Below are 5056 nucleotides of genomic sequence, written 5' to 3' on the forward strand. Positions count from 1 at the left end.
TACCGCTTCGTGTATTTGCTTCCCACCTGGTGCTACTTCCTCTGGAACCTCAGGTCCCAGTCTCCAGGTGTCCACGATCAAGGGGAAGCTTCAATAGACGCGTTGGACATGGGCCTTGAACTCGTCCGGACTTCAGCATCATCGGGCTTCCCCGGGAAGGGCGGCCCCCCTTCCCGGGCCCGATGGCAAGCATCACTGAGGGCCCCACCGGTCACGACGCTGTTGGTTTATTCGGCCCTGCACGTGACGTCGGTCCCCATGACCCGGTTGTGGTCATGGGGACCGACGTTGTTGTGTGGGGTGGGTGTCGATGTCGATGCAGTCGAAGGGGCCGGGAGAGATTCCGGCGGAGACGGTGCGGGTGGCGCGGGCCGCGTTCCCGAAGGGGAGCCTGGTGATCCGGGTGCGGGACGAGCTGGGGCAGATGTTCCGCGACGAGGAATTCGCGGATCTGTTTGCCTCACGGGGCCGTCCCGCCTGGTCACCCGCCGGGCTCGCGTTGGTGTCGGTGCTCCAGTTCGTGGAAGGACTGACCGACCGCCAGGCCGCAGAGGCGGTGCGGGCACGGATCGATTTCAAGTACGCGCTCGGGCTTCACCTCGACGATCCTGGCTTCGATTTCTCTGTGCTGTCGGAGTTCAGGGACCGGTTGGCCGGTGCCGACGGCGGGCGCCGGGTCATGGACGGTGTGCTGGCCGCGGTCCGTGAAAGGGGGTTGCTCAAGACCACAGGGCGGGCCCGCACCGACTCCTCGCACGTGCTGTCGTCCGCGCGTGAGCTGTACTGGCTGGAGCAGGTTGCAGAGACGCTGCGTGCGGCGTTGAACGCGCTCGCGCAGACCGCTCCGGAGTGGCTGTCCGAGATCGCAGAGCCGGACTGGTTCCGCCACTACTCCACCAGGGCCGAGGACTCCCGGTTCCCCAGGGGCCCGTACGAAGCGGGATGAGGTGGGGCTGCGGATCGGCCGGGACGGGACACGCCTGCTGGAAGCCGTCTTCGGCGCCGACGTCCCCGCTGCACTCCGCTCGCTTGACGAGGTGCAGGTCCTGCGTCAGGTCTGGGTCCAGCACTTCCACCGGGTGGACGGCGAGGTGACGCGGCGGGGCCCAAAAGACCGGCCGCCGGGCGCGACGCGCCTGGTCAGCCCCTATGACCCGGAGGCCCGTGTCGGCGTCAAACGGGACACCATGTGGGACGGATACAAGGTCCACCTCACCGAGACCTGCGGCGAGACGGACGCTCCGAACCTGGTCACCAACGTGGCCACCACGGTGGCGACCGTCGCGGACAACACGATGAACGAGGAGATCCGCCTGCCTGCCGAGCACTGGGTGAATGCCGGATACCCCACCGCCGCCCATGTCCTTGCCGCTCGCGACCGACATGGTGTCGAGTTGCACGGGCCACTGGTCCAGAACACTTCGTCCCAGGCCAAGGGAGCGTTCGGGCTGGACGCGTTCACCGTCGACTGGAAAAACCAGCAGGTGACCTGCCCCGGCGGTGTCACCGCCACGGACTGATATCCCCGCAACGATTCCAAGGGCCTGCCCGTCATCCGCGTCAGGTTCCCCGCCAGCCGCTGCGGCCCCTGTCCCCACCTGCGCTCATGCGTCAGCTCAGCCACCGGCCGCCGCCGCGAACTCATGCTGCGGCAACAGCAGGCCCAGCACGACGCCATCCGGCACATCCGCGCTGAACAGCCGACCGATGCGTGGAAGGAGCGCTACAAGATCCGGGCCGGCGTCGAAGGCACCGTCTCTCAAGCCGTCGGACGCTGCGGCCTGCGCAGATCCCGCTACCGGGGCCTGGCAAAGACCCAATGCCGGGAAGTTTAGGTTCGCCATCGTCGTGTTCGGTCGGTGGCTGTGGTGATGGTGAGGGTGATCTCCGCGTTGGGGATCGGGGTGTTCTTCCTGGTCGGGCTGTAGGCGAAGGTCGAGATCGGGCGTTTGACGCGGCGGGGCCGGATCCTGGTTGGGCGGTGCTGCGGGGCCAGCTCGCGGGGGTGCAGGATGGCGCGATGGATCACGGGAGTGAGCCAGTACCCCTGATGCCTCATGGTTCCAGTTGCGGTGATCACTGTGTTGCGGGCGGTGCGGATGGTGACGGCCAGTGAGATCCGGGACGGGGCGATCCCGGCTTGAGCGCCAGCGTCGACGGCGATCTGCCGCGCGGCCTGGTAGACGACGAGCAGACCGAACAGTTCCTGCTGGGCCGCGGTCCGATCCGCGCAGCGTCACCTTCACCCCGAAGTACGCGGTCTCTGCCTGCCACCTTCGGTGGTAGAGCTCGGCGAGTTCGGCAGCCGGGTAGCTTGGATGGTCCAGCAACGTGGTGAACAGCCGCAGGCTCGTGGCCGTCGCCGTGCCATCAGCGGCGCGAACCGTCACCGTGGCCTCGATCACGCGGATGGCCACGCCAGCGATCTGCGGCGCAATCGTGCGCTGGTGACGGGTCCACCGTCGTAGCCGGTCGCGTTCGTTGATCCCGGTGGACATCGACAGGTAGGTGCCGTCGGGAAGAGCATGCAGTACCGGCGGCTGCAGGTCGGCGCTCATCCGCCACAACAGTTGCGCTCCGGTGGCCGCAGCCGACCGGGCCAGCGCGAAACCCTTGCTGCCGCGGTCAGCCAGCAGCAGCATTCCTGGTTTCAGCGACCGACACAGCACCGTGCACTGGGACTCCTCAGCCTGGGTCCACGGCCCCAGCACCGCGTCGATCAGCGCCCGGGTTCCGCACTCGACCAGTGCGGACAGCCGGATCATGGGGAATCCGCAGACCCCGTTGCGGCCAGCAGCCCGGCCGCAGTACGACCGGTTGGCCTCACTGTCCGCGACCAGGATGCCCGTGCTGTCCCAGGCCACCGTCCGCAGCCCCTTCCACCACGATCCGGCCGCGTCTTCGGCCGCTATCGCCCCCTTCACCTGGTCGAACAGCACGGACAGCGGCGCCGAGCCGAGCCGACGTCGAGCCTGGCGCAAGGCCGCCGCGGACGGGTCCACGTCCGGCATGCCCGGCGCGGCGACCAGCGCAGCCCACACACCTCGATACCCGCACTCACCGAACAGAGCCACGGCCAGCACGAAGTACACGACCACTCGCGAAGGCAGCTTGCGCACACGCGACTGCACCCGCCCGGTCTGCGCCAGCACGGCGTCCACCAGCGACGGCGTGATGATCTGCGTCAACTCCCCCAAGTGCCCAGCCGCGAAAGCCTTTCCACCGGCATCGGCGTGTGCGGGCATGCCAGACTGAACCAACGGGGCTCCTCGTAGCAGCGGTGTCTTGGTCGACTTCTGTCCTACGCGGAGCCCCGCCCCTCTACATCAACTTCCCCGAACCGCTTGACAGCAGCCCCTGACTGCAAACTTCCCGGCATTGGGCAAAGACCAGCCTCCAGCACCAGCTCACCGGCGCCGCGATCAACCTCGCCCGCATCGACGCCCACCTCACCGGCACACCACGAGCCCGCACCTGCACCAGCCACTTCGCAGCACTTCGCCCCGCCGAGCTGACGCTCGACGGGGCGAAGCAAGGGGCCGAATTAACCAACAGCGTCCGCCATCCGGTGCGGCGGCCCTCAGCGGTTTCGCTGCACGAGCGCCACCCGCTCGAAGACGAACTCGTCGACGGCCTCGCCGTCAGCCTCCGGCTGCACGCGCCGCTCCCCGGCGCCCCGACCGAGGACGACCAAAGGCAAGAGGAACAGGGCGTCGTCGTCGCGCCGCGCGCCGAGCTACTGGGACGACCTCTGACCGCTCCCCCACTCCGTGAGACCCCGGGCCCGCCGACAGGGCCCGGGGTCTCGTGCGTCACCGCGTGGGCTACCAGCGGCGCAGGTTCTTGACGAGTGCGCGGTGCCACTCGGTGCGGCGCGGCACGTACTCGTCGGGCGCCGCACCGAGCGCGACGACCTGGTCTGTGATCCCGTAGGCAACCCGGTAGGCCAAGACCTGGGTGGCGTGGCCGATCCACTCCTCCGTCCTATGCGCCGGCGGCACGGGACCGAGCACAGTCACGAACCACATGGGCAGCAGGGCGCGGTCGCGGATCGCGTCGGCCAGGCGGCTACGCAGCAGCAAGTTCAGCTTCCTCTCCGCCCTGTCGCCCTGGTCGATCAGCGACGCCTTCGCCTGCCGCAGAGAGTCGTCCTGAGCCAGTGCGGCTTGGGCGGCCTGGGCGGGAGCGGCCAGCTTCTGGGTCCGCTGATCGTGCCTGTCGGCGAGGGGGTGGGACATGCCGAAGTCCATGAGGGCCTGCTTGAACTCGCGGGACGTGCGTGGCTGAGTGGCCAGGACGCCGGCGGCCTCCACCACCTTGTCGCGGTGTTCGTCACGTTCGGCGATGGCGCCTTCGTACTCGCGGACTTTGAGGCGGTGGGCCTCGCGCTGGTGTCCGGGTAGTAGGCCGGATCGTACGTGCCAGCCGTGGCTGGCGGTCCTGGCCAGCTTCCACTCCGGGCCGACGGTGTCGAGATCGGCGAGCGGGGCGCCGCCCGCGGCAAGCAGATGGGCTTCGAGGGCCTGGACGCGGCCGGTCAGCCGCTTGAGGGCCTGATCGGTGTCCTGGATGTCGCCGCGCACGTCGTCGTCCAGCTCGGTGAGGTCGTTGCGGAAGGTGCTGAGGTCGTCCTCAAGGCTGCGGACGTCGCCGCGGATGCCGCTCAGCTCGTAGTCGAGGTCTTCGACCTCCCTGGCTTCATCGGTGTGTAGTGACAGCACTTGTGCACGGGTTCCGAAGGCAGTCGGTGATCAACCCAACTCGGATTGGTGACGAGAAGTGATGGCACTGCCGGTTGCTCCCAGGGCCGCGTCAACTATTCGCTGTGATGGGATGGGGGCGTCCGTAGGGTTCGTGCATGGCCGACGAGAGGCGGAGCTGCGGCTTCTTGACCGCGAGTTCACCGAGCTCGGTGCGTCTGGCAGGCGCTGGAATGCGACGTCGATTCGCTGTTTTATGACCGACTACCTACGAAACGCGGTGTCGCCGCGTGATGCGCTGGGCGAGGCGGTGGTCAGCCCAGGAGTTTGTCCAGGTGATAGTCCAGCACCCTGAG

Annotated in this window: 1 protein-coding gene and 3 pseudogenes; 2 read left to right on the top strand and 2 right to left on the bottom strand. The window is 68.1% G+C overall.

Annotation, left to right across the window (positions count from 1 at the left end; translation table 11 throughout):
• Nucleotides 1–310: 310 nt before the first annotated feature.
• Nucleotides 311–1817: pseudogene (locus ACFC79_RS38000) on the top strand (IS1182 family transposase); the annotation flags it as partial.
• Between the two features lie 471 nt (nucleotides 1818–2288).
• Here the strand turns inward: ACFC79_RS38000 and ACFC79_RS38005 are convergent.
• Nucleotides 2289–3245 (bottom strand): annotated as a pseudogene (locus ACFC79_RS38005) (IS4 family transposase); the annotation flags it as partial.
• 128 nt (nucleotides 3246–3373) lie between these two features.
• On the opposite strand from ACFC79_RS38005, the pseudogene ACFC79_RS38010 reads away from it, so the two are divergent.
• Nucleotides 3374–3544 (top strand): annotated as a pseudogene (locus ACFC79_RS38010) (IS5/IS1182 family transposase); the annotation flags it as partial.
• A 280-nt stretch (nucleotides 3545–3824) separates the two neighbouring features.
• Here ACFC79_RS38010 and ACFC79_RS38015 read toward each other — a convergent pair.
• On the bottom strand, nucleotides 3825–4721 hold the full coding sequence (locus ACFC79_RS38015; protein ID WP_376249817.1) for a hypothetical protein: 897 nt from the start codon (nucleotides 4719–4721) through the stop codon (nucleotides 3825–3827).
• Between the last annotated feature and the right edge of the window lie 335 nt (nucleotides 4722–5056).

The sequence above is a fragment of the Streptomyces sp. NPDC056061 genome (assembly GCF_042266885.1).
Lineage (GTDB): Bacteria > Actinomycetota > Actinomycetes > Streptomycetales > Streptomycetaceae > Streptomyces.